This window comes from Mucilaginibacter gracilis (assembly GCF_003633615.1).
In the GTDB taxonomy this organism is placed as follows: domain Bacteria; phylum Bacteroidota; class Bacteroidia; order Sphingobacteriales; family Sphingobacteriaceae; genus Mucilaginibacter; species Mucilaginibacter gracilis.
Genome location: NZ_RBKU01000001.1, coordinates 2,916,784 through 2,939,214, shown reverse-complemented (window position 1 = coordinate 2,939,214; position 22,431 = coordinate 2,916,784). Strand labels below are relative to the sequence as shown.

At 38.9% G+C, this 22,431-nt stretch carries 17 protein-coding genes; 4 read left to right on the top strand and 13 right to left on the bottom strand.

Annotation, left to right across the window (positions count from 1 at the left end):
• Positions 1 to 65: 65 nt before the first annotated feature.
• The 10 genes from tnpB to BDD43_RS12515 all read right to left on the bottom strand — a co-directional run bounded on the left by tnpB (position 66) and on the right by BDD43_RS12515 (position 12,605).
• Positions 66 to 407 (bottom strand): IS66 family insertion sequence element accessory protein TnpB, encoded by a 342-nt coding sequence (tnpB, locus tag BDD43_RS12560; RefSeq protein WP_121197993.1) that lies wholly within the window; start codon positions 405 to 407, stop codon positions 66 to 68.
• 3 nt (positions 408 to 410) lie between these two features.
• Positions 411 to 743 carry an IS66 family insertion sequence element accessory protein TnpA gene (tnpA, locus tag BDD43_RS12555; protein WP_121197992.1) on the bottom strand — a complete coding sequence of 111 codons (333 nt, stop codon included), beginning with the start codon at positions 741 to 743 and terminating at the stop codon, positions 411 to 413.
• Positions 744 to 752: 9 nt separating this feature from the next.
• Positions 753 to 1,412: an NAD-dependent epimerase/dehydratase family protein gene (locus BDD43_RS12550; protein ID WP_317128775.1), complete on the bottom strand. Its 660-nt coding sequence runs from the start codon at positions 1,410 to 1,412 to the stop codon at positions 753 to 755.
• A gap of 108 nt (positions 1,413 to 1,520) precedes the next feature.
• Complete coding sequence (locus BDD43_RS12545) at positions 1,521 to 3,008, bottom strand: S8 family serine peptidase (RefSeq protein WP_246001865.1); 1,488 nt, start codon at positions 3,006 to 3,008, stop codon at positions 1,521 to 1,523.
• Positions 3,009 to 3,046: 38 nt separating this feature from the next.
• The gene (locus BDD43_RS12540; protein WP_121197991.1) at positions 3,047 to 3,535 is read right to left on the bottom strand and encodes a hypothetical protein; all 489 of its coding nucleotides are present in this window, start codon (positions 3,533 to 3,535) and stop codon (positions 3,047 to 3,049) included.
• Between the two features lie 39 nt (positions 3,536 to 3,574).
• Positions 3,575 to 5,983: a glycoside hydrolase family 2 protein gene (locus tag BDD43_RS12535; protein WP_121197990.1), complete on the bottom strand. Its 2,409-nt coding sequence runs from the start codon at positions 5,981 to 5,983 to the stop codon at positions 3,575 to 3,577.
• A 91-nt stretch (positions 5,984 to 6,074) separates the two neighbouring features.
• Positions 6,075 to 8,771, bottom strand: a complete 2,697-nt coding sequence (locus BDD43_RS12530; protein ID WP_121197989.1) for an alpha/beta hydrolase family protein — start codon at positions 8,769 to 8,771, stop codon at positions 6,075 to 6,077.
• 11 nt (positions 8,772 to 8,782) lie between these two features.
• Complete coding sequence (locus BDD43_RS12525) at positions 8,783 to 10,081, bottom strand: DUF255 domain-containing protein (RefSeq protein WP_121197988.1); 1,299 nt, start codon at positions 10,079 to 10,081, stop codon at positions 8,783 to 8,785.
• Between the two features lie 59 nt (positions 10,082 to 10,140).
• Positions 10,141 to 11,334: a RagB/SusD family nutrient uptake outer membrane protein gene (locus BDD43_RS12520; RefSeq protein WP_162847061.1), complete on the bottom strand. Its 1,194-nt coding sequence runs from the start codon at positions 11,332 to 11,334 to the stop codon at positions 10,141 to 10,143.
• Between the two features lie 138 nt (positions 11,335 to 11,472).
• Positions 11,473 to 12,605 (bottom strand): IS630 family transposase gene (locus tag BDD43_RS12515; RefSeq protein WP_233276784.1). Its coding sequence is split into 2 segments (ribosomal slippage): positions 11,473 to 12,176 and positions 12,176 to 12,605, totalling 1,134 coding nucleotides; the frame shifts between segments, so codons are not numbered across the junction.
• A gap of 174 nt (positions 12,606 to 12,779) precedes the next feature.
• Here BDD43_RS12515 and BDD43_RS12510 point away from each other — a divergent pair.
• The 3 genes from BDD43_RS12510 (at position 12,780) to BDD43_RS12500 (ending at position 15,651) form a co-directional block, all read left to right on the top strand.
• The gene (locus BDD43_RS12510) at positions 12,780 to 13,514 is read left to right on the top strand and encodes a TlpA family protein disulfide reductase (RefSeq protein ID WP_121196124.1); all 735 of its coding nucleotides are present in this window, start codon (positions 12,780 to 12,782) and stop codon (positions 13,512 to 13,514) included.
• 133 nt (positions 13,515 to 13,647) lie between these two features.
• Positions 13,648 to 14,472: a hypothetical protein gene (locus tag BDD43_RS12505; RefSeq protein WP_147425547.1), complete on the top strand. Its 825-nt coding sequence runs from the start codon at positions 13,648 to 13,650 to the stop codon at positions 14,470 to 14,472.
• Positions 14,473 to 14,518: 46 nt separating this feature from the next.
• A protein-coding gene (locus tag BDD43_RS12500) for an IS630 family transposase (RefSeq protein ID WP_233276784.1) occupies positions 14,519 to 15,651 on the top strand; the annotation gives its coding sequence in 2 pieces (ribosomal slippage) (positions 14,519 to 14,948 and positions 14,948 to 15,651; 1,134 coding nt in all).
• Between the two features lie 122 nt (positions 15,652 to 15,773).
• Here BDD43_RS12500 and BDD43_RS12495 read toward each other — a convergent pair.
• A complete protein-coding gene (locus tag BDD43_RS12495) occupies positions 15,774 to 19,058 on the bottom strand; it encodes a SusC/RagA family TonB-linked outer membrane protein (protein ID WP_162847060.1) in 3,285 nt (1,094 codons plus the stop codon).
• 203 nt (positions 19,059 to 19,261) lie between these two features.
• Complete coding sequence (locus tag BDD43_RS12490) at positions 19,262 to 20,440, bottom strand: FecR family protein (RefSeq protein ID WP_121197985.1); 1,179 nt, start codon at positions 20,438 to 20,440, stop codon at positions 19,262 to 19,264.
• A gap of 267 nt (positions 20,441 to 20,707) precedes the next feature.
• Between BDD43_RS12490 and BDD43_RS12485 the strand changes: the two genes are divergently transcribed.
• Positions 20,708 to 20,908, top strand: coding sequence for a hypothetical protein (locus BDD43_RS12485; RefSeq protein WP_246001562.1), 201 nt, complete (start codon positions 20,708 to 20,710; stop codon positions 20,906 to 20,908).
• Between the two features lie 5 nt (positions 20,909 to 20,913).
• Here BDD43_RS12485 and BDD43_RS12480 read toward each other — a convergent pair whose 3' ends face one another.
• Complete coding sequence (locus BDD43_RS12480) at positions 20,914 to 22,386, bottom strand: transposase (protein ID WP_121195838.1); 1,473 nt, start codon at positions 22,384 to 22,386, stop codon at positions 20,914 to 20,916.
• Positions 22,387 to 22,431 lie beyond the last annotated feature (45 nt).

The following is a 22,431-nucleotide window of genomic DNA, read 5'->3' as shown; positions in this document are numbered from 1 at the left end:
CCACTTTTTTAATAAAAGTGGCAATCTTTTCGCAATCTCTTATTTGTCGCTTTTTCATCCTCATCTTACTCGGCTGTTTTCCTGAAAACGGTCTCCATCCTGATCCCCCGGATCAGCTGCAAAAGCTGTAACGGGGTGATGTAAAAGCCCAAGTCATCCACCCGTCCGGCAGGCACCTGGAACCTTTTATGCTCGATCCGTTTGCCATAGATCACATAACCATCGCCATCCCAGAACAGCATCTTCATCAGTGTCCTTGCGGAGTTAAAGAAGATGTAAACATCGCCGCAGCGCGGGTCCTGGCCCAGCTCGTTCCTCACTAACCCGCTTAGCCCGTCATAGGCTTTCGACATGGTTACTGTGAATGGATACAAAAAGTACCGGCGGTTTTCTAAAAAGTCCATCATCGCTTAATTGATAAAGGCTTTTAAGAATGCGGGATCGGCCTGCTGAAAGATGCGGAACAACCTGCCGTCCGGCAGTTCCAGTTCTGCTATCGGCAAACGCTCGGTCAGCTTCAGCACGTCGTCGGTAATGATGATCGGTTGCATATTACCTGTAGTTTGTTCCTGGTTCCTCATCTTGTACTTCTTTTGCCATTCATAAAAACAGCTGTTACTGATGCCATATAATTCGCAGAACTCAGGGATGCTGATACCCCCTTGTTCAAATTCCTCAATGGCTTCGTAGATCTGTTCATTTGTCCGCATTGTCCTGCCGGTCTTGTTTTTGTTCTGATCCATACTCTTAATTTATTGTTGGTATGGATCAAAGGTATTTAGTGTTTCTCGCCTTAAAAAAGAGTTGCCCGAGTGCTTACGGCGGTGCTTCAAAGCATGGTGAAAAATATCTACCGCATAATCTGTTGTCCCACCGCCTGGAGGCGCTGAATAGCTAATCAATCCGGGGTAACGAATGCTGCGCACATCAACGCCGTACTGACTGAAATAATAATTCGCCCATAATTCGCCAGCCACTTTACTAATACCATAAACTGTTGAAGGTTCGGTTATGGCATGTTGCGGACTAAAAGCCTTCGGCCCTGTAGGGCCAAACACCGCTATACTACTCGGCCAAAATACTTTTAGCTGATCCGATTTGGCAATATCTAAAACATTCAACAAACCTTGCATATTTAAGTCCCATGCTGCCAATGGCTGTTTTTCGCCATTGGCTGATAACATGGCCGCTAAATGGTAAACGGTAGTAATCTTTTCTTTAAGGATCAAAGTGCGCAACTCTAACTTATCCATCACATTCAGTTTAACATATGGACGCAGTTGGAAAGGCACATCGTTCAATAATTTTACGTCTGCCGCAAGGACGTTATCATTGCCGTATTTGGCTTTTAGTGCGCTGGTCAGCTCAGTACCAATCTGGCCGCAAGCCCCGATGACTAATATTTTGTTCAATGGATGAGTTTTTATTTTTTTTAATAAACAGAGATCAACCTCGCGCTTCACCCTGTTCCCCTAATTGAATAAAGCGATGCGTTTTGGTATTTTATCTAAGCTTCGCTTTCATTTTTGATACGTTTCCGCTAATTGCAGCGCATTATAGGCGTTTACGACACCACCGGTTATGCAATAGTTTGTCAAGGCACTTCTTTTTACAACACTTTTCAAGATAATGTCTTTTACCTCCAAAGCGGTTAGCTTGGGGTAGTATTCCCTAATTAAGGCTGCTAAACCGGAAACTACAGGGCAGGCCATGCTGGTCCCGTCAAAATAGGCATACTTGGAACCGGGTATGGTTGAATAGATCTGGACACCCGGCGCAAAAACATCAACCGATGTTTTACCATAATTGGAGAAACTAGCCTTCAGATGATCATCATCTTTTAATCCTGAAGCACCCACCACGATATAAGCATCTGCGACCTTGCCGTTTATGTATTTCCTATTGGGGAAATTCGCGGCTGAATCAATGTTCTTATTGCTATTTCCTGCGGCCTGGATCAACAAAACATCTTTCTTTAACGCATATTGAACCGCTTCGTCTACTACTTTTTTATCCTGGCTATAATCTTTACCAAAGCTCATATTGATCACCTTGGCACCACGATCTGCGGCATAACGGATAGCATTTGCCACGTCCTTGTCGCGTTCATCACCGTCAGGAACAGCACGAATGGTTAAGATTTGAACATTATCAGCGATTCCGTCAAGGCCTATGCCGTTATTTCTTACAGCCGCAATTATACCCGCTACATGGGTGCCATGTGTGGCATCAGGCCCCATAACATCCGGGCTACCGTAATTATGCTGCTTGCTGTTGAAATAGTCATCGCCAATAATAATCCTGGGATCGTATCCCGTATTCAACTGGTAATCGGCTTGCACCTTGAAGTGTTCCATAGGGCTGTCTAATTGTTCCTCTTTAAAAGATTTATAGTCATCTTTCTCTGTCAGGATTTTTATCAGGGTTTGGCAGACCTGTGTTTCTCCCGGCCCAACTGGCTGGTAAGTTTGAAAATCGCTTAGCTTTGGTTCTGGTTTACCGATCTTTTGAACGATGCTTTCAAGAATGCGGCGAAAGTTGCCCATGCCATCAACCATGCGCTGCGCCTCCGACAGCTGTTTTTGTAGCACTTGTTTTTCGGCATGGTAAGCCAGCAAGTCGGATGCGGGTAATTTGCTGGTATCCCGTTGTTCAAACTGCCGCACTTGGCGGGTCACTTCCAGGTTGTCGTAATGAACGTTGCCTTTTGGTGAACCGAGATAGCTCCAGCCATAAGTGCCAATATCAAAAGTTTTCTTTTTAGGGTTGATCCATAAAATACTTTTCAGGTCCTCATGGGTTGTATCTATACCCGCGTCAATAACGGCGACCGTAATTTTAGTAGCTTTCTTGCCCTGAAGCAGGGTGTAGGCCTTTTCTGTACTGATACCGAATAAGGTGTCCTTTTGCAAGTCTTTATTTTGCCAATTGGGAATCTGTTGCCCAAACACGTTAAGACAAAATAAAGTCCCGGCGGCGATTAATATAAGTTTAGTCACTCTAATCATTTTCTTGGTAGCAATTTTGCTGATTTGCAATTCCTGAATCATTGTTTACTATACACCGCGATAAAACTATAGGGATCACCACCACCGTCAGGTGTAACGGTTACCGCCATAGTGAGGGTTTTGTTATCCGCACTCAGTTCCCATTGCTCATCTCTTGTATATTGTAGTTTGTCATATTCGTTAGGGACGCTGACTTTCAGCATTCGTTTTAAACTTTTTTCTCCATTGGGTTGAATAGTGGAAGTGATCTTTGCGCCCGCACCGGTAATCATGTTAGCAGGCTGGGTATCCAGTGTGTTGATATAAGTGTTTTTATTCTCACCATTAATACTCACAATAGTAAGTTTATCGCTGGTTTGGGTAATATTCACTTGTTGAACGGCAACTACCGCAGGTAAGCTGCCAAAAGAACTTTTATCAGTGCTTAAAGTCCAGTTACCGCTAAAGTCAACGGTTTTGGTTTGCGCGAATATTGCAGAATGAATGAACAAGCTGCACAGGATTGCTAAGAAATGGATACGTTTCATAATTTAGGTTTAAGATGTCTGATTAGTGATTTATTATCTTTAATTCGATTTGTGTTGGTCAATAGCCTGCTGAAAAGTCGTCCGTTCTTGCTCACTGATATTTTTACCATATTTAGTTAGGTACTGATTAGCCGATGAGACATAATTTGACCAATCCTGCTTATTGTAGCAGGCGATAGTTTTCGCACGCAGGAACATTTCTTCTCCCGGCTCGCCGTATGATTTGATCTTAACTTCCAGCGCGTTCCAATCAGGGTTAGTGCTTGAATTCAAGAAAGGTTCTATTTCTCCTTTATAAATCATGTTCATCATCGCAACCGCGTATTCCCGGTCACCCATAACTTTTTTAAATCCTACAGGGTCCGCGTTCATCATCGTAAAGCCTGGATCTTTGGTACTCTTAGTAAATTGGCTGACTTGCTGGATATCTTCCTCACTCATTGGCTGTTTCAAACCTGCTATGTAAGCATTACTGGCCAGCGCGGCACCTGGTTTATCACCTGCCTGTATCGCCATCATTGCCATTTTCTTAAGGAAAGCCGCATCATGATTGCCATTGATATAATCATCCAGCATGGCGCTATATTTAATACCCGGCTCGGTCAGGTCGGCATCCTGTGCGGTAACGTCACCCAAGTTTGCCATCCAGTTAGGTGAATTAACATCCGGGTTCAGCTTACTGTGGATTCTCCTTAACTCTGCAAAAGGTATTTTGACCACTTCGCGGTCGTAGGTCATCAGCCCGTTCTGCTCACCTTCTACATCAAAGGGCTGGGTATAGATACTTCCCGATAGCCCTTCCTGCTCGAATAATTGCAGGTGCTGCTGCATAATAGTATATTTAGATTTTAATGCAGCAGGCTTTTCCTGGATGTAACCCCAGGCACTGCCGGTCAACCACTGGTGATCGGGGATGAAAACACCGATACCACCAAACTCACCGCATACCTGAGCCTTACCGGGTTGTTTGATACTCATCATTGGGTCCGGGTAAGCGTGCACGTCGGTCATATCCGCATCTACGTAAGCATCAGGGCTAGGGCTCCTTAATTGTTCGTTGACATAAAGCAGCTCGCCGCTATGGCCATTTAAAATCCTGCTTGGGTCGGTTTGCTTGACCCAGTCAGTTAAACGTTTCTGGTCATACTGCCCCCATTTTTCGTTGAACAATACCCAGGTTGTAATACAAGGGTAATTATGCAGCTGGGTCAGCTCCTCTTTACATCCTTTTTCAAAGGCTTCTTTTGCACCCGGCGGCAGCCCTTGGTTCGGGTTTACCATGTCCTGCCATATCAGCATCCCCAGTTTATCCGCCCAGTAATACCAACGTGCCGGTTCTACTTTGATGTGTTTTCTGATCGTATTAAAACCCATCGCTTTGATCGCTTTGATATCAAACGCTAAAGCTTCATCTGTAGGCGCAGTATATAAACCTTCCGGCCAGAAGCCCTGATCAAGTGTTCCCAGGTTATAGTAGGGCTTATTGTTCAGCATGATCCGGTCAATGCCTTTTTCATCCTTGCCGATACTGATCTTGCGCATACCAAAGTAACTCTTTACTTCATCGACTACTTTGCCATTCTTTTTTACCCGTACGATCAAATCATACAAAAATGGGTCTGAAGGCGACCACAAATGAGCATTCGGAATTGAAATATGACCATTATGCCAATCAGCAACTTTTTTGCCTTTATCGTATGCTGTCGCCTCGACCTGGGTACCTATTTTATCGTCCTGATTCACTTCAAGGTTGAGCAATCCTTTGTCGATATCAGGCGTCATCACTAAACTGCTTACTGCGTTAGTTGAAACTGTTTCCAGCCACACCGTCTGCCAAATACCAGAAGAAGGGGTATAGTAAATATTTGCAGGATTCAGCACTTGTTTACCATGTTGGCCTATGCCCTGGTCGGTTGGATCAAACACTTTTACCACGACCTCGTTCGCACCATCTTTCAGTGCTGTAGTAATGTCAAACGAAAACTCTGTATAACCACCAGCATGCTTACCGACCTCCGTACCATTGACAAATACCGTTGCTTCATAATCAACCGCGCCGAAATTCAATTTTACCTTTTCACCGGTTTTTAAAATAGGTTTTTCAAAACTGCGTTTGTACCAGAGGTTCTGGTTGGGTTGCAAGGATTTTTTTACGCCTGACAAAGCGGATTCCAGTGGGTATGGTACTAATATCTGTCCGTCAAAACCATTGGGCTTCGCAGCATCCTTCGCGGTTATCGCATAATCCCATAAACCATTCAGGTTTGCCCAGGTCTCGCGAACCAATAGCGGACGTGGATATTCTTTCAGTGCATTCGTTGGCCATACATCTTTTGCCCAGCTGCTTTGAATAGAAACAGGTTGCACCTTCCAATTTTGAGCTTTTCCATTTAACGGATAAGATAAAGCTAGCGCAAGAAGCAGTGTAATTATTGCTTTGATTTTCATTTGTTCAGAAAAGTATATTTAACTTAGATGTTACCGTATTAGAATTTACAGATTACAATGGGTTGAGCCATACAATTGGATTTTTGAGTATTCAACGCGGTTTGACTCCAACCGGTTCTAATCCCAATCCATCATGAATTTGTTTCATATTAGCAGGAACTCCTTCTACCATCCATTTAGGAGCGGGCGCATTTTTTAAATAATAATCAAAGAATTGTTTTAAGCGAATTGTATAATCAATTTGGTTATCTATGCTATTAAAAATACCATGCCCCTCCCCGTCATAAGATAATAACCAAACTTTTTTACCAAGATCGCTCAACACGTTAAAAAAACCCAGATCCTGAGTAAAGTTCACACGTGCATCTCCTTGGTTATGCAAGATTAGCAATGGGGTTGTAACCTTGTCAGCATACAGCTTAGGCGAATTCTTAATAAAATTTTGCAGATTGGCAAAAGGCGAGCCGAGGTCATCATAAGCGATAATACTAGTAGCAACATGAGCTGATTCTTTAGTAACGGCTCCAAATCCTTCAAACATATCCGAAAATCCTCCTCCTGATGCAGCAGCTGTAAACCTATTTGTGTGCGTCACAAAATAATTGCTCAAAAACCCACTCCAGCTATACCCTTCAAAAGCCATCTTAGTGCTATCGACAAATGGCAGTTTAACAATCTCATTTGCAGCCCCGGTTAAACACCTCATCGCTGACTCAGCTGCATTTCCCTGATCGTATCTAACATTTATGTCATAAACATAAACTAAGTAACCATTGCTAACATAATAGGGAATGTTAACTATTGAATTGCATAGCGCAGGCGAAATATAATTATTTAGCGATGGGCTTTCTTGCTGATAAGAGTAAAAAATAACCGGGTACTTTTTTGATTCAGAAAAATTTTGAGGCTTGTAAAGTATACCTAACGCCTTTTTATTGTCAGTCCTTGTAAAAGGAATAAGTTTCGCATCGAACCAGTTAAATTTTTTTTCTGGATTTATTTTGGAAATCTGTCGGAAATTCTTGAAATCAGAAGTAATAAATAAATTTTTTTCATTGGTATTTTGCTTACTAATTAAGTAAGAATTTACATTTTTTGCTGCTTTATTAAATATTCTGACTTGCTTACTTCTAGCATTTATATCGATAGCTTCGTATTGATAACCTCCATTAGTTAATCTTTTTGGGACTTGCGACTTGTGAATGTTAATTTCGTAATAATCATTATCGATATTTTTATAGTTAAATGATGTTAAAATAAGTTTACTTACTTTATCAGATTTTAAATCTATATAGTTTGAATTTTCAAAATTGTTTAACTCCGAAATTTGAAACCTGATTTCATTCCGACGTCCATAACCTCCGGTTAGACATTTGGGAGATAACTTGCCATTAAGGTCGATTTCCCATAAATCAAAATTATCGCCTAAAATAATTAAGTCCTTTCCCATTAGCCATTTTTGTATTCTAAACCCCCTTTGCTTCCAAGGTTCATCGGACTTTAAATCTGAAAAAGGTGTTCTAAGACTTTTCGTCAAATTAACACATTTTCCTGAAGTTATATTGTAGCTTATAAAATCTGTACTATCACCTTTATGCTCCTCTAAAATTACGTATTTTCCATTTGGAGAACTATTGTCATTAGGAATGCTTGAAAAGTTAAGAATATTTTTCGTTCCGTCACTAAGTAAAATCAACGATGGTTTATTGTCAAGAAGAACGTTTTTATTTGTTTCGAGGTTCGGCAACTCAAACCCTACTTGATCGTTAGATTTAATTGAAAACGTAGAGAACTTTCCTTCTCGATAGATAACCTTTTGATCTGAAAATCGAAAAACAGTATTAAATTGTGTTTTAATGCCATTACCCCAAACGGTATTTTGAACAACACGGCTTATTGTATCGGAATAATTGTATACATCAACACTGGCAGAATGAGGGATGCGAGTTTCTATTTTTAATGCAGATAAAGTTATAAGAATACACTTGTCATCGGCAACAAATTGTTCTATTTGCAAAAACTTCAATCCATTTCCTGCTAATTTATCTTCATGTATTCTTTCGATAGCCGCACCCTTGTTCAAATCGTACACAAAAACTTCTCTATAATCTTCGGTTCCTGTATTCATATTAGTAGCATCAAAAGCAATCTTATCGTTTCTTTTGCTAAAAATCACTTTTCCGAAACTGATGGCACGCCATATTTCCTTTGTTTGATTAGTGGAAAAAACATATGACATTAAAATCTGTTTGGACGAAGAATTGGTCACAATCATCAACGACGAATGATCTGGGCTAACAAAATAGGTTAAAAAACCTTTGAAAGCAGTTTGCCGGTTGTTTTTTAAGTTCTTAATTATCAAATCGTCTTTGGAATGATAGGCAATATAATCCTCTCTTTCAAATTGAAAAAGTCGAAAATCAGACACATCAAATATTGAATCTGCTCGAGCACTTCCAAGCGTCTGTTTTATTAGGGTATCGCCTTTTAAAAAAAATGCATATTTGCTATCGGATGAGAATGTTACTGAATTTAAGCTGACAATTCTTTTTTCCCAGGTGTTGTCGACGCGTTTCAAATGCAGCACTGGCAAATCTGATATTTCATTTGCAACAGAATAATATAAGTACTTTCCATTTGGGCTCAAATCATAATTATAATTTAATTCCGGCCAATTTTCTAAATCAGTGATTTGTAACGGTCTTTTTCCTTCTTGTGCAAAGGTTAGACCTGATAATTCTATAAGCGTTGTTAAAATCAACGCGATTTTTCTAAAGATAAATTTCATACATTTTTAAATTAGTTTTCATCCCAAGTTTTAGCATCACCATCTAACATTCGCGACAAACTCCGTTGAATAGGAATAATGTTATCTTGATCTTTCGCCTCCTGCACTTCTTTAAGAGCTTGACGCTCTATGATAATTGCCTTTTGTTTATCACCAGATTTCCAAAGGAGATTTCCATAGGTATCAAGCAATGTATAGGCAGTGGGGTAAGTTTTGATTAACTTATCCATATATGCGAGACCCTTATCAATTTCTTTGCTGTCTATACTGTGAAGTAATATACCGTTCCAGACGAATGCATTAATCATGGGTCTTTGCATGATATCTACGCCTCCCTTATCAATTAAATCAATATTTAACTGGATATAAGTCGGCCAATCCTTTATCTCTTCCGCCCAGCGAATTTTAGCAGGAGCTATCGCTTTCTCGGCTGTTGTAACATCAAACCTTAAGGTGATTTGCTTTTCAACGTCTATCCAAGACGGACTTATTCCTTGTTTTTTGGCGGTAGCTATGTTAGGATCAATAAAATCCTTCACGACTAAAAAATCAACAATTCTTTGAGAAAAGCCTTCTGCTTTAAAGGAGGAATCTGATGAAGCTTGATTTTTAAAGATGAATTTAATAAATGGATCATTTACGTTGAAAACCCTTCCAAACGCAGTAAACAACTGTAAATTCTCAGGTTTATAAAAACCTGAGAATTTATTGGTATTCATAAGCTCATCTTTCAAGGCCGTGGCGATTGCCAAAGCCGAAGACTCTTGTTTTTGTGCTCGCTGAAATTTGGCTAGGTTTAATAAATCTATTCCGCCTCTCTTTCCGGCATTAAACTCAGTTAGCTGCTCTGCTAAACCCTTTTTGATCGATAGTGCGGCTTTACCTAAATTAATAAATTCCTCTATTGATTTAAATCCATCCCGGCTATAAATCAACTCACCTTCAGGGTTAAAAAACAAAAATGCTGGGAACGCTTTTATGCCACCAATCCTCATAATCTGTTTTGCATCACCATACCAGCTTTTTACATAGTCATTGTCGTGAGTCGTCTGGTCCATTTGAACTTTGACAGAGATAAATCTCCCATTAAAAAAATCGCCTACTTGCTTGTTAATATACACCTCTTTATCCATTTGTTTGCACGGTACACACCATGTAGCGAATGCATCAACGAATATGTATTTATGTTCAAGCTTGGCTTGGTTTTTAACTTGCTCCCAGTTTCGATTTTTATCGAAAGATATTCCATGGGAACTTGCAAATGCAAAGGAAGGGACGAATAGGACCAATAATATTTTTATGATCTTCATTTTACTAAATTCTTAATTAGACAGATAATTCTTACTTGTGATAGTAAACTAGTATTCTATTAATAGCCTGTATTTTGCGTTAGTTGAGAGTCTTTTACTATTTCTTGATACGGGATCGGGAATAATGCTTTGAAAGATTCCCAAGTACTGCCCTTAACTACTGCAGCTTGAGTCATGATTTGATCAATAGTTCCAGTTCTCTTTATATCAATCCATCGATGTCCCCATTCTGTGAAAAGCTCTACTCTTCTTTCTTTTAAGATTGCAGCTTTCAAGTCAGATGTGTTATTGGCAACCGTATTAGCTAAACCTGCACGAGAACGAATTATGTTCAAATCAGCCTGGGCATCCGAAATTTTATTTTGCTCTGCCCGCGCTTCGGATCGTATTAAGTATTGTTCAGCAAGTCTCAGGACAATATCATATTCAAAAATATCAGTACCAATTGCCGGCACTTTGTATTTATAAGAAAAATAATATGTTTGACTTCCAACAATCACAGAGCCTATCCATTTTGATTTTCGAAGGTCATTATTCGATTCAAAACTATTAACTAATGAATTTGATAAATAAACCGGATAGCTAAAATCAGGCCCCGTTACAGGAAGTATGAAAATCTGAGCTTGATTTGTGTTTAAAAATGCTCTTACAGGTTGTAGCGCCCAAATTGTTTCGTCACTATTTTTTAAAAAGACCTGCTCCGGTGCAACTATGTTATAAGTGGGTTTATTCTCAATTACCTTAGTTGCTGCTTCTTCAGCGGCTAAATAGTTTTTTCTTTGGAGCTGAACACGAGCTAGTAACGCATAAGCCGCCATCTGATTAGGTCTTACTCTCTCGGTAGTAACGTTTTTTAAATTAAAATCTAAATACTGCGAATCTAAATAGTCTTTGGCTTGGAGTAAATCGTTTACAATTTGATTATATACATCAGCCGCGGCAGATCGCTTCAAAACCGAAGTTAATTTATAATCAGTTGTTAGCGCCAATGGAACGTCTCCGTATAAATTAACAAGATAATAATACATAAACGCCCTATCGAAGTAAGCTTCGCCTAAAATTCTGTTTTTGACACTTGAAGTAAGTTTTTTGGAATTTGACACTCCCTCAATTGCTGCGTTGGCTTCATATATTGACTTATATAACGCCGCCCAATAAGGTGTAGACACATTATCAATGCTAGCTAAATTATTAGTATAAAGTTGTTTTAGTCCAACATCTGTCAAATCTGCTAAAGTTAAATTATCTGACAAAAGTTCTGAATGATATGATATTGTTGAGATTCCGCCGAGCCCAAATTGGGAACTCATATCGGAATAAATATTTGTTATTGCAGCCGCAGCAGTTTTATCATCATCGTAAACATTTGCACTATTTATACTAGTGTTATGTTAATCGTGTAATGACGGATAAAGTCTTTTCAGTTTTATTCGCGCATCTTTATTTTCGAACTGCCAGTTAATTTTGCTGTTCTTATTATTTCTGTTGTGTTGCCATGCCGCTACCTCTTCATTGATCTTCAGCATTGTTGAAATATGCCTGTTTAGGCATTGCCCATTCAATACATGCAATTCTATCTCGGCCATATTGAGCCAGCTTCCATGCTTGGGCGTATAAACAAACTCAAACCTATCCCATAGCCTTTTGGCTTCGGCTGGTTCAAATGTCTCGTAAAATGCAGAGGCCGAATGGGTTTTAAAATTGTCCATTACTAAAGTTATTTTTTTCGCTGTCGGGTACCATTCATCTGCTATTCTTTTTACGAATAAAGCCCAGTCCTTTTTGGTTTTAAACGCCGTAATTTCTACAAAGCGCTTGCCCCTCAAAGGCTCGTTGGCCATAAATATATTGACTACCCCATGCCTTATGTACTCGTAATCTACTCTTGCCTCCTGGCCAGGCTTCATGGCTTGAGAGGGCTGCCCTTCTTCTATCAATTGTTTTGGCGACTCATCCATACATACAACCGGAAATTCCTCATCATAAGGTTTTTTGTATACATCCAATACGCGTTCCATATTGGCTACAAATTCGCTGCTTTTTTCCGGTGGTATTACCCAGCCCTTTACTTTCCAAGGCTTAAGTTCGTTTTTTTAAGCACACTTCTTACTGTTACATGCGAAATACTTTCTACATATTCCAACTCTACCATTTTATCGGCGAGTAGCCTTAATGACCATTTAGCAAACCCCTCAGGCGGCTCGCTGCAACACAAGGCAACCAGCTTCGCTTCTACATCGCCATCTGATTTTGTTTCATAAACACGGCTGGTGGGGCGACGATCTAAAACACCTTCAAAACCCTCTTCAATAAACTTTTTCTTCACCCGGTCTATCGTTCGCATCCCTACTTTCAGGACTTTGCTGATCTGTTCATTTGTTATTTTCTCCGCATATTCCCCTTCATCACAATTCAATAGTATATAGGCTGTCCGGAATGTTTGAGAACTATGGGAGCCCTTGTTGATTATCGAGTATAACTCTCCAACCTCCTCTTTTGTAAGTTTTATCGTATAACGTACCATCTGTAATTTGTTTTACAAATATACGCTTTTATACGTCATATTATATTTAACTTAACACTAGATACTGAAAGCCCTATAGAGGTAGATAAATACATAGCAACTAATTTTGACAGTAAGATAATAAACGACTTATCGAATAGCAGCAATTTGACCTGCCCTGCCTTTAAAAATCTAATGGGCTTTTCATATTGGTACCTTTATTACAGTTTCAAACACGATAACAAAGTAAAGAATAGTATTCCTTATGATAAATATGGCTCATTGTTAAAAAAAATCAATACGACCTTTAAAGGTGATGTTAGGGATTATGTTTTTTACAAGTTTATCAATCTTAATTTAAACGCGGTAATTAACACTTATGAAGAATTTAAGGTGGCTGCTAAAAACACTTTACCTTATTTAGGCAACATAAATAGCACGCTTTACCAAAACGAACTGATAACTCTCATAAATAAGAAAGAGTATGAGCTTGGTAAATACAAAATTGGAGATGCAGCACAAGCATTTTCGCTTGTTGATAATAAAGGAATTAAACATACGCTGTCAGATTTTAAAGGCAAGGTGGTTTTAATCGACTTTTGGGCTAGCTCATGTGCGCCATGTCGTGAAGAGACCCCTTACTTAAACAAACTGTATGAAAGATACAAATCTGATAGCCGTGTACAAATTATAAGTATTGCCGTACGCGATAGAAAGGATGCGTGGCAACAAGCATTGCAGCACGATAAACCGAAATGGTTGCAACTTTTTGATGGTGATGGTAAAACGAGCAATTACTTTACCAATGCCATACCTAAGTTTGTAGTGTTAGATAAAGCAGGATTAATAATTAATTTGGATGCCCCGGCACCAAGTAATGCCGACAAACTGGAAACCATTATTAAAACTCAAATTGAAAAGGATAAGTAGCGTTGTTTTAAAAAGATTTATAATTTTTCTTTTAATAGCTAATCCATCTTATAACAGGTGCCTTGCCCAGCATGTTACTATTTTCGGTAAAGCCCCTATACGCGTTGAAGCGCAAGGCGTATTGCTTAAACAAATGAACAGCAGAACTCTTGTTGGCGATATAAGGAATGAGATAAGACAAAAAATAATACCCATTTATATTGCAGGTAATTGGATAGCTATACGAACCACCAATGTCCCTTTTGGCACAATTAATATATCGGAGCCGGGACATAAAGAAAAGTATAATAATCTGATGCTTAATCATTATCAAATCAATAAGCTTTATGAAAGATCATACTATACCACAACCTCGGTACACGGACAGGGGTACATTTTGCAATTTGACAGCTTAAATAAAGTATTAAAGCAAGTAAAAAGCAATAAACGTCTTCTAAAAGAAGGGGTTGATATAGGCTATATTTCGCTAAAAATTAACGATTTCTTTTTTGTAGATTTTTATGATTACAATACCGATACACTGGTTCGTCGATATTACATTAAACGGCTTAAAGTAATTCCAGAAATTAAAGTTTATCATCAACAGCTGAAGGAACAAATACATGAAAGCCAGGTACAGACCGGTGGTATACAAAAACTGTTTTTTTCACCCGGTGGAAAGCTTGTCGCTGCTACTAATGCTAAACCGGAATTTAGGGATTCTGCTGTTAAATACCTTTTAATAAACCTAAAAACACGAGATACGCTACAGCAAATTGGCCCCACACTTTTAATGCTACCAGAGCTAGCTGCAAATACAGATTATGAATTGCAATTTAGCTATGTTATACAGCCAGAAAGCATGGGGTTACTTTATTTATCAGTAAAGCCATATTGGTATCAGTCAGCCATATTTTATTTTATAGCAACAATTGCCTTTACATTGCTTGTAATTACTGTTATACTAGTGTTAAGTTAAATATAATATGACGTATAAAAGCGTATATTTGTAAAACAAATTACAGATGGTACGTTATACGATAAAACTTACAAAAGAGGAGGTTGGAGAGTTATACTCGATAATCAACAAGGGCTCCCATAGTTCTCAAACATTCCGGACAGCCTATATACTATTGAATTGTGATGAAGGGGAATATGCGGAGAAAATAACAAATGAACAGATCAGCAAAGTCCTGAAAGTAGGGATGCGAACGATAGACCGGGTGAAGAAAAAGTTTATTGAAGAGGGTTTTGAAGGTGTTTTAGATCGTCGCCCCACCAGCCGTGTTTATGAAACAAAATCAGATGGCGATGTAGAAGCGAAGCTGGTTGCCTTGTGTTGCAGCGAGCCGCCTGAGGGGTTTGCTAAATGGTCATTAAGGCTACTCGCCGATAAAATGGTAGAGTTGGAATATGTAGAAAGTATTTCGCATGTAACAGTAAGAAGTGTGCTTAAAAAAACGAACTTAAGCCTTGGAAAGTAAAGGGCTGGGTAATACCACCGGAAAAAAGCAGCGAATTTGTAGCCAATATGGAACGCGTATTGGATGTATACAAAAAACCTTATGATGAGGAATTTCCGGTTGTATGTATGGATGAGTCGCCAAAACAATTGATAGAAGAAGGGCAGCCCTCTCAAGCCATGAAGCCTGGCCAGGAGGCAAGAGTAGATTACGAGTACATAAGGCATGGGGTAGTCAATATATTTATGGCCAACGAGCCTTTGAGGGGCAAGCGCTTTGTAGAAATTACGGCGTTTAAAACCAAAAAGGACTGGGCTTTATTCGTAAAAAGAATAGCAGATGAATGGTACCCGACAGCGAAAAAAATAACTTTAGTAATGGACAATTTTAAAACCCATTCGGCCTCTGCATTTTACGAGACATTTGAACCAGCCGAAGCCAAAAGGCTATGGGATAGGTTTGAGTTTGTTTATACGCCCAAGCATGGAAGCTGGCTCAATATGGCCGAGATAGAATTGCATGTATTGAATGGGCAATGCCTAAACAGGCATATTTCAACAATGCTGAAGATCAATGAAGAGGTAGCGGCATGGCAACACAACAGAAATAATAAGAACAGCAAAATTAACTGGCAGTTCGAAAATAAAGATGCGCGAATAAAACTGAAAAGACTTTATCCGTCATTACACGATTAACATAACACTAGTCTTGGGGGCCAACCTCTATAAACTTTTTACATGAGTAAAAACTTAAACAAGCCGCTAGCAAAATTGCTCCCTTTGATATATTTTTTTTCGTGTGTTTCATGATAGTTAAGTTATAAGGTAAATTGGATGCCCAAAGTGAAGGTTCGCAATGGAGGCAAGGAAAATGACGAGAGGGTCTCTGGGTCAAGTCCTTTGTATTTAGTCCACGTTAAAAGATTCTGACCGTGCAAATAGATCCTACACGACGAAAATCCCACTGATTTAGTCCATTGTGGATTTATTTCATAGGATAATGAGGCATTTTTTATCCGGATAAAAGATGCATCAGAATATGTTGCTTCGCTAAAACCAAAATTGTCGTTTGAGGGGTTTGAGTTAGTTGATGATTTCTGTATTAAAGCGTTGTCACCGGGTTTAGTCCACCGGTTTAATGCGGATACTAAGTTGTTACTAAATGCCCCCAATGGTGGAAATCCACTGATATCGTCTGAACGGCCCATTCTTTTTACATACTGAAATGTAAAATCTAATTGAAGATGCTTAAATCGGATTGAATTGGTTAGTCCTCCATAAAATTTAGGGTCGGTATTTATTAAAACTGTTTGATCAGCGTTCGATAGGGCTTCAGAAGTAATCTTACCATTTTTATCTAAATATTGATACAAGCCGGTTTCTGGATTTACACCGCGATAAGCATAGGCCCTTTGAATATCAATAGATTGCCCGATGACATAAATTTCAGCATTAGTGCTTTGATCTAAGTCCTTATATGCAACCAGCTTGTTCCTTGGAATTGTTAAATTGAAATTAGCATTCCATTTAAAATCTCCTTTATTCAAAGGTTGCAAATCCAATTGTACCTCCAAACCACTATTTTTTATCGTGGCAGGAATATTTAAAAGCACATCCCCAAATCCAGTAACAGATGTTAATGGATAGCCGATTAATTGATTTGATGATCGGTTTACATAATAGTTTGCATTAATTAGTATTTTGTTATTTAAGAACCCTAAATCCAAACCAAAATTCAGCTTTTTTGTAACCTCCCATTGAAGATAAGGATTTGAGTGGCCTCTTGGAGTTATTGTAGTAGAGCCCTGATAAGGTACATCAACGATATTATTATCGTAGACACTAGAAAAGCTATAATCCCCAATCTGATCGTTCCCTGTTGTACCATATGATAATCGCATCTTTCCAAAACTTAACACAGGGATGTGACTTTTAACAAAATTTTCTTCCGAAAATAGCCAAGCGCCTGCTGCAGAATAGAAATTTGCAAATATATTTTCCTCTCCGAATCTGCTGCTTCCATCGCGTCTGGCTGCTAACGTCATTATATATTTATTTTGGACAGCGTAATTTAATCTTGAAAATAAAGCATTATAATGATATTTAGATATGATGTTGTTGCGAACAACAATGGTTGGTGCAGCTTGAATATTTTCTAATTGAGAATCACTGTTAAATCCACTTCCTTCTATCGAAAAAAGATTATTATCTGTTTGTTGGAATGTGCTACCTATTAAAACATCTAAGTCATTGTCAAATATTTTATTTTGATAATGAAATTGCGGTTCAATAATCCAAGATTTCGTTGTTAGTGATCCTGATTTTGCGGAACGATAGTTGTAAGTTTCTCCTGGATTAAATGCGGTCATCGGAGTATAAGTATATTCCGTACCGTCGATCTTATTGAAGCCGAGATTTGATTGGAAAGTCAAATGTTTAATTAGTTCATATCCTAATTGCATATTTGATAATAAATTACTCGTTTTAGAAGAGTACTTATTCTCTAAAGCAAACAATGGATTTCGAAAGCTATAATTCCCAGGTGAATTAGGGACAGGTTCCCAATTTAAAGTACCATCGGAAAGATAAAGATCCGGAGCGTTTGGCGCTAATGTCATGGCTGTTCTTGTTAAGTCAGAAATCGCCAGAATGTTGTCGTCTTGTAGATAGGTTCCTGACAAGTTAATGCGGAAACGCTTATTACTGGAGGTATGATTTAAGGTATAACGAAAGCTTGCTTTTTTGTCTGCAAAATCACCGTTATATACAGTAGTTTGGTTAGTGTAACCACCGCCGATTAAAAACTGAGTATTCTGACTACCGCCTGAAATATTAGCTTGCAAATTGGTGAAGTGGGCTGTTCCACCTATTAATTCCTTTTGCCAATCGGTATTTTTATTTTGATCCCAATAAGCTAAATCTGGATAAAGTAACTTTTTAAATAAGTCTAGATTGTATGGAGGCGCTGTAAGGTCTATATTGTCATTTTTAAAAGCCTCTTTTCTGATTGCTAAATAATCTTGCGTATTCAACAACTTCAACTCTTTTGGTACTCTACTCCATCCACTTTGCAGATTAACGTCAGTCTTAGTTTCGCCTGCTTTACCTTTCTTCGTCGTTATTAAGATCGCACCGTTTGCAGCTCGACTACCGTATATTGCAGTAGCATCAGCGTCTTTTAGCACTTCAATGCTTTCAATGTCAGATGGGTTGATATAAGACAAAGGGCTACTGTTTGGAATTATGCTTCCTGCAATAAACGACGACAAGGTCGAAGAGGGAAATGGCACCCCATCAATTACATAAAAAGGATTGAGGCCACTCCTCAAAGAGTTTTTTCCTTGAATGAGGACATCGACACCGCTACCTGCATTACCTGATTCCTGAGTAATTAAAATCCCCGGTATTCTTGCTTGTAAAGCGAGAATTGGATTATTTATCGGTTGCATTTCTATTTGTTCTTTGGTAATTCCCGCACTATTACTGGTGCTAAACCTCCTCGTTGTCGTTGTATACGCTTGTATTCTAACCTCGTCCAGCTTAGAATTACTAATTTCAAGTGCTATAATCCCTAAATCAGAACTTACATTCATTTCTTTGGTCAAATACCCGATAAAAGAAATTACAATGACAGACTTTTCATCGACTTTTTGTAAGGTGAAGTTTCCTTCTTTATCAGTTGTGGTAACCTGACTTCCTTCTTTTAATTTAATTGTTACCCCCTGTAACGGTTGACCTTTCTCATCCACCACGCGCCCATGCACATCAATAGTAGCAAAAGCATTAACCATTTTATCGAGAAAGGAAGGCGTTTTTTTTGTGATGACGACAGTTTTGCCGTCAATTTTATAATTTAATAATAGCCCTTTAAAAGCAACCGTTAGTGCCTCTTCGACTGTAACATTGGTAACGGCAACATCGATTTTTTGATCTTTGGGAATCACATCTCCATCATAATAAAAATCAAATCCGCTCTGGTGGCGTATTTCTTTTAATACAGATTCTATTGGAGCTTTATGCTGATTGAGCGTAATACGCTGGGCGAATGTTGCCGCGCTAACCTGCATGAAAGTTGCTATAAGTATTATGGTGGTTAAGCGCATAATTAGCAGAAGTTTACGGATATACCTTTGAGGCATACCATAGTTAATAGTATAAATTCTATACATTTGCGAAGTTTGGTTTAAGCAGACTGTCTTTTTCTTTCCACGGAGCAGACAACTGCGGTTAACGTTTTATAATTATTTATGAGATGGTGCCAAACACCGACCAGGAGTGTTTGCGCACTTCTGGTTATTTTTTGTACTTATTTCCTCACCAAGATCCTCCTCCCTTCAACTTTAAAGTGAACTTGTCCACTGGATTCGATGAGTTTCAATATGGCAGAAATATTATTATTACGGGAAATCCAGCCCCCGGCTTGCATTGTATCAGGAATAGAAGCGTCATAAATAATCTCGACATCATACCAGCGAGCAATTTTCCGCATAGCTGTTTTAAAATTTTGATTATTTAAGGCGAAATCACCGTCCTTCCAGTCGGTAATACCCTCTATAATAGGATTATTATTGATCGTAATTCCACGGGCTGTAGTTAACGTTTGTTGCCCCGGTTTGATGATCTCAGTGTTTGTATTTGAAGCAACTTTTACGGAGCCTTCTAATAAAGTAGTGGCGACAGCCGTTTCGTCTGAATAGGCGTTAATATTAAAATGTGTTCCCAATACGGTAACTTCTTGCGTATTTGTAGTGACCTTAAATGGATGGCTTTTATCTTTAGCAACCTCAAAATAAGCTTCGCCGATCAATTTGACCTTTCGATCAGCTCCGACAAACCTCGCAGGATAGGTAAGAGATGAAGCAGCATTTAGCCATACCTGTGTGCCGTCCGGCAAATTCACTTGATAAGTTTCGCCTTTAGCCGTTGAAAGTGTATTTAATTGACCAGTTTCGGCATCACCATTACCGGCTACTGTGTAAACCACCCGGCCATTGGTTGTTTTTGCAATACTTACACCGGCCTGTTTGGCTATTTGTCCGGTTGCAGCATTAGATAATACAATCTTTTGACCATTAGCTAAAGTAAGAGTTGCGGTATGTTGACCCGGTGCAACATCATTAGCGACCAATTGGGTATTGTTTTTTGAAGGTTTGTTTTGGCTATAATAGAACAGGCCACCAGCTACTATCAAAATAGCTGCCGCTGCCGCCCAGCGTTTGAAGAAAGGATAATTTGATTTTTCAATAGCGGGTTGCTGAACTCTGATAGCAGCCTCGATATTATTGTAAACCCTGTCAATCCGTTCAGTATCCTGAATTTCAGGTGTAGCGTTATTTTTGAGCTCAGCCTGCATTAGGGCTGTAATTTTATCATCTAAGCTATTATCCTTAGTCAGTTCAAAATAAGCCGCTAACTCTTCCTTACTGGCAGTCCCGTCGGCAAGCTTCTTGAAAAGGTAGGCAATATTTGATTCGTTCTCCGCCATAGCTTATCTAATAATTGTGTTATAAGTGAATAATGTCGCCATTTATCTCTAAGACGTAAGTACTCAAACGCAACTACTATTCGCGTACCGATTTTTTAACAAAAATGTGATTTTCCTCTTTTAGTGGCACACTATTTCCGCTTATAATGGCACACTTTTCCACAGTATGTTAAAAAAATATTATGCGTGCATAGTATTCGGCTGAGCATTTTTGCGCCACCAATTCGCAAAGCAACGAATTGAGGCCTATTTATGATAACACAGCAAATGAATAACATTACAAAAGAAGAGTTAAACAAGTACAGGAATGACACAGCTGGCAGCTCTGCCGTGGTGCATTTCAACAATGCCGGCGCATCACTTCCGCCCGATGTGGTGATAAATACTATTGTCGATTATTTGAAGGAGGAAGCCACTTACGGCGGATATGAAACCGAGCATAAGAACATTGCGCGGATTGATCCCTAACTCCGCTAATTTAGGTAGTCTATGTCAATAGATTTAAAGAGGTCTTTTGTCTTTTTTGTTATTTCGGATCTTACCCAGGTGTTTCGGATTTTAGTTTGGTAGATGCTTTTTGATATTTCTACTATGTCCTTTGGTGCATATTTTGAAAGTTTGTTTGCTGTTTTTAGTCGTGTATACAACCTGTAGTATGCGATCATGGCTATAAAATTTGCCATTAACCATCCTTCCAGCACATATCGGTTCTGCATGTAGGTTTTGTCTGCAAGCAGGAAGTGCTTGTAGGCGTCAAACATGACTTCTATTTCATTGCGCTGTTTGTAGGTTTCATATAACATTTGTGCGGACACCGCTTCAGGCAGGTGATTCGTGAGTGTAAGTGTTCCAAAACGGTCAACCCGTTCAAAGAAATCAACTTCTTTATACTTATCAGGATGTGTTTGAGTACGGGTAAGGAAATCAGCTTCTTCTTCTACTCTAAGGCGCTCGTCAAGGTAAGTAGTTAGCATCAGTCCTTCTTTTTCATATTCATAATACCAGACCACCCTCTTCTGATAGGTGAAATAATTCTTTATACCTTTTTTAAAATTGGCTTGCTGTAGCGGTTCATAATCTATGAGATTATTATTTCTGTATAGTGGGATAATGAAATGAATGGAGGCAGTTTTGAGGTCAGCGACGTTTTTCTTGCTGTAAAATCCCTTGTCGGCAATGAAAACCACATCTTTGATATTTAGTTCGTCTACACATATCTTCATCGATGTAACGTCAGTAATATTCCCATTGATAAGTCTATAATACACCGGTTGTTGCATTTGTGCAGAAAAAATGTACATCAGGCGTATTTGTGGATCATAGCTATGCTGTGGATTATAACCCATTGCGTTGACTGAAAGATGTTCTGAAAGGGATGGTATGTGCGTAGAATCAATCATTACAAATTTATCCTGCATAGCTTCCCTTACCCCTAATCTGCCTTTCATCCAGCCCAGCAATAGTTCTCTGTTTTCTCCTACATATTTCAATGCAGCTGTAATTGCTTTGTCATCAAGACCTTTTGTGACCCAGTTCAGAGAACAGTAGTCATGTGCATGTTGAAACGGCATACGCTTTATTGGGTGCTGATAAGCAAAACGCATCATTGCTACTGTCAATAATGTTTGACTAACAGGCTCTGGGAAGAGTGTAAGTAAACTGGGAAGATCCTCAGCAAGCAAAGACGTAAAGAGATTATACAATCCGTATGTTTTGATATCTACTACCGGCAGGCTGTTGCCTTTATCTTTTATTAGTTTTTTATCCGACGGGACAAAGCCCTCCTTCTCGGTGATTTTACCAAGAAGTTCCAGGGTTATTTTATCCGTCCGCTTTTTTTCAGAATTATAACGATACTCAACAGCGTACTTGTAAAATGTACCCTTGATAAGCCTGATCTCTGTTTTTGGCTCTTTAAATTTTTGAATCCAGGAAGGTAACGACATAGACAACCTAATTAGGTAGCCCAAAATAAACAAAAAAAGGAACAA

Bases quoted from the DNA above. Each gene is read 5' to 3' on its own strand.
- tnpB (WP_121197993.1), bottom strand. From the start codon at position 407: ATGATGGACTTTTTAGAAAACCGCCGGTACTTTTTGTATCCATTCACA.
- tnpA (WP_121197992.1), bottom strand. From the start codon at position 743: ATGGATCAGAACAAAAACAAGACCGGCAGGACAATGCGGACAAATGAA.
- BDD43_RS12545 (WP_246001865.1), bottom strand. From the start codon at position 3,008: ATGATTAGAGTGACTAAACTTATATTAATCGCCGCCGGGACTTTATTT.
- BDD43_RS12540 (WP_121197991.1), bottom strand. From the start codon at position 3,535: ATGAAACGTATCCATTTCTTAGCAATCCTGTGCAGCTTGTTCATTCAT.
- BDD43_RS12535 (WP_121197990.1), bottom strand. From the start codon at position 5,983: ATGAAAATCAAAGCAATAATTACACTGCTTCTTGCGCTAGCTTTATCT.
- BDD43_RS12530 (WP_121197989.1), bottom strand. From the start codon at position 8,771: ATGAAATTTATCTTTAGAAAAATCGCGTTGATTTTAACAACGCTTATA.
- BDD43_RS12525 (WP_121197988.1), bottom strand. From the start codon at position 10,081: ATGAAGATCATAAAAATATTATTGGTCCTATTCGTCCCTTCCTTTGCA.
- BDD43_RS12510 (WP_121196124.1), top strand. From the start codon at position 12,780: ATGGGCTTTTCATATTGGTACCTTTATTACAGTTTCAAACACGATAAC.
- BDD43_RS12505 (WP_147425547.1), top strand. From the start codon at position 13,648: ATGAACAGCAGAACTCTTGTTGGCGATATAAGGAATGAGATAAGACAA.
- BDD43_RS12495 (WP_162847060.1), bottom strand. From the start codon at position 19,058: ATGCGCTTAACCACCATAATACTTATAGCAACTTTCATGCAGGTTAGC.
- BDD43_RS12490 (WP_121197985.1), bottom strand. From the start codon at position 20,440: ATGGCGGAGAACGAATCAAATATTGCCTACCTTTTCAAGAAGCTTGCC.
- BDD43_RS12485 (WP_246001562.1), top strand. From the start codon at position 20,708: ATGAATAACATTACAAAAGAAGAGTTAAACAAGTACAGGAATGACACA.
- BDD43_RS12480 (WP_121195838.1), bottom strand. From the start codon at position 22,386: ATGTCGTTACCTTCCTGGATTCAAAAATTTAAAGAGCCAAAAACAGAG.